General features: G+C 73.7%; 1 protein-coding gene. It reads right to left on the reverse strand.

Annotated features, from left to right (window positions below):
- On the reverse strand, positions 1–2,556 hold a 2,556-nt coding region (locus tag ACLU3S_RS36645), incomplete at both ends, for an Rne/Rng family ribonuclease (protein WP_413956296.1).

The raw sequence follows: 2,556 nt of genomic DNA on the forward strand, positions 1-2,556 counted from the left end.
TTCCGGGTCACCCGGCGGCGCGTACGGCCCATCGGCGCGGCTTCCTCGGCGACAGGCGCCTCGGCCTGAGGCGCCGGGACCACGTGGTCCTCGGCGGCCATGGGCTCGGCGAGGGCCTCGGCGGCCGGCTCCTGCCGCACCGGGCGCGCCGCCGCCTCCGCGGCGGTGACGTCCTGGGCGGTCGGAGCCTGCGCGCCCGCTTCCTCGGGGGCCTCGGGAGCCTTCCGGGTCTCCCGCGCCTTCCCGGACGCCTTCTCCGTCTGGGGCGCACCGGCCGGAGCCGTCGCCCGGCGGCTCGCCCGGCGACGGGTGCGGCCACGGGTGGCCGCCGCCTCCGCCTCGGCGACACTGCTGTACAGCTCCTCGTCCGGCGCGAAGTCCGGCGCGGGGAGCGCGACCGGCTCGGCCACCTCGGCGGCCACCTCGACGGCGGTCTCCGGCTCCGGCTCGACGGCCTCGCCCGTCTCCACGGCCACGGCGGCCGTCTCGTGCACGTGCTCGTGCGCGTCGGCGCCGCGTCCGCGCTTCTTGCGCTTGCCGCCGCCACCGCCGGTGCCGGCCTGCTCCATGTGCACGATGACGCCACGGCCGTTGCAGTGGACGCAGGTCTCGGAGAAGGACTCCAGCAGGCCCTGGCCGACCCGCTTGCGGGTCATCTGCACCAGGCCCAGCGAGGTCACCTCGGCCACCTGGTGCTTCGTCCGGTCGCGGCCCAGGCACTCCAGCAGGCGGCGCAGCACCAGGTCGCGGTTGGACTCCAGGACCATGTCGATGAAGTCGATCACGATGATGCCGCCGAGGTCGCGCAGCCGCAGCTGGCGCACGATCTCCTCGGCCGCCTCCAGGTTGTTCCTGGTGACCGTCTCCTCCAGGTTGCCGCCCTGGCCGGTGAACTTGCCGGTGTTGACGTCGATGACGACCATCGCCTCGGTCCGGTCGATCACCAGCGAACCGCCGCTGGGCAGCCAGACCTTGCGGTCCAGTGCCTTGGCGAGCTGCTCGTCGATCCGGTAGGTGGCGAAGACGTCGACCTCGGACGTCCACCTCGACAGCCGGGCCGTCAGGTCCGGCGCGACGTGCGCGACGTACCCGTGGATCGTCTCCCAGGCCTCGTCACCGCTGACGACGACCTTGGAGAAGTCCTCGTTGAAGATGTCGCGCACGACCCGGACGGTCATGTCCGGCTCGCCGTACAGCAGCGTCGGGGCGTTGCCGTTCTTCGCCTTCTTCTGGATCTCCTCCCACTGCGCCTGCAGCCGCTCGACGTCCCGGCGCAGTTCGTCCTCGCTCGCACCCTCGGCGGCGGTGCGCACGATGACGCCCGCGTCCTCGGGGACGATCTTCTTGAGGATGGTCTTCAGCCGGGCCCGCTCGGTGTCGGGCAGCTTGCGGCTGATGCCGGTCATGGAGCCCTCGGGGACGTACACGAGGTAGCGGCCCGGGAGGGAGACCTGGCTGGTCAGGCGGGCGCCCTTGTGCCCGATCGGGTCCTTCGTCACCTGGACGAGCACGGACTGGCCGGACTTCAGGGCGGACTCGATGCGGCGCGGGCCGCCCGACATGCCGAGCGCCTCGAAGTTGACCTCACCGGCGTACAGGACGGCGTTGCGGCCCTTGCCGATGTCGATGAAGGCCGCCTCCATCGACGGCAGCACGTTCTGGACCTTGCCCAGGTAGACGTTGCCGACGTACGAGGTCGACTGCTCCTTGTTGACGTAGTGCTCGACGAGCACGCCGTCCTCCAGGACGCCGATCTGCGTGCGGTCGCCCTGCTGGCGCACGACCATCACGCGCTCGACGGCCTCGCGGCGGGCCAGGAACTCGGCCTCGGTGATGATCGGAACGCGGCGGCGGCCCTGCTCGCGGCCCTCCCGGCGGCGCTGCTTCTTGGCCTCCAGGCGGGTGGAGCCCTTGATGGACTGCACCTCGTCGGACGGCTCGCCGGCCTTGCGCGGCTCGCGGACCTTGACGACGGTGCGCTCCGGGTCGTCGGCGGACGGCTCGGCGTCCACGGCGGTGTCACCGGCCCGGCGGCGACGGCGACGGCGGCGACGGCTGCCGGCGGTGGACGCCCCGGACTCGTCCCGGGCCTCCTCGGCGTCCTCTTCCTCCTGCTCGGCGGTGTCCTCGGCGTCCTGCTCGGCCTGCTCGGCGCCCAGCTCCTCGGCCTCGGCGTCCTCGCCGGCCTCGGCGGCGTCACCGCGGCGGCGGCGCCGGCCGCCACGGCGGCGACGGCGGCGGGAACCGGACTCCTCGAAGCCCTCGGCGCCCTCCGTCTCCTCGGTCTGCTCGCCCTCGGCGAGGTCCTCGGCGGACTCCTCCGGTTCCTCGGTCTCCGCGGCCTCGCCCTCCTGCGCCACGGCCTCGGCGGCCTGCGGCTCCTCGGCCGGGGCGCCACGGCGACGACGGCGACGAGGCGAACCGCTCTCGGCGCGCTCCTCCGCGTACTCCTCGCGCTCGGACCCCTCCGGCTCGACCGCCTCCGCGGCGGCTTCGGCGGCGGCCCGCTCCGGGGTCTGGAACTTCGGCTCGGTGAACACGGGCGCCTGGAAGACG

The organism is Streptomyces sp. AF1A (assembly GCF_047340315.1).
Taxonomy (GTDB): Bacteria; Actinomycetota; Actinomycetes; order Streptomycetales; family Streptomycetaceae; genus Streptomyces.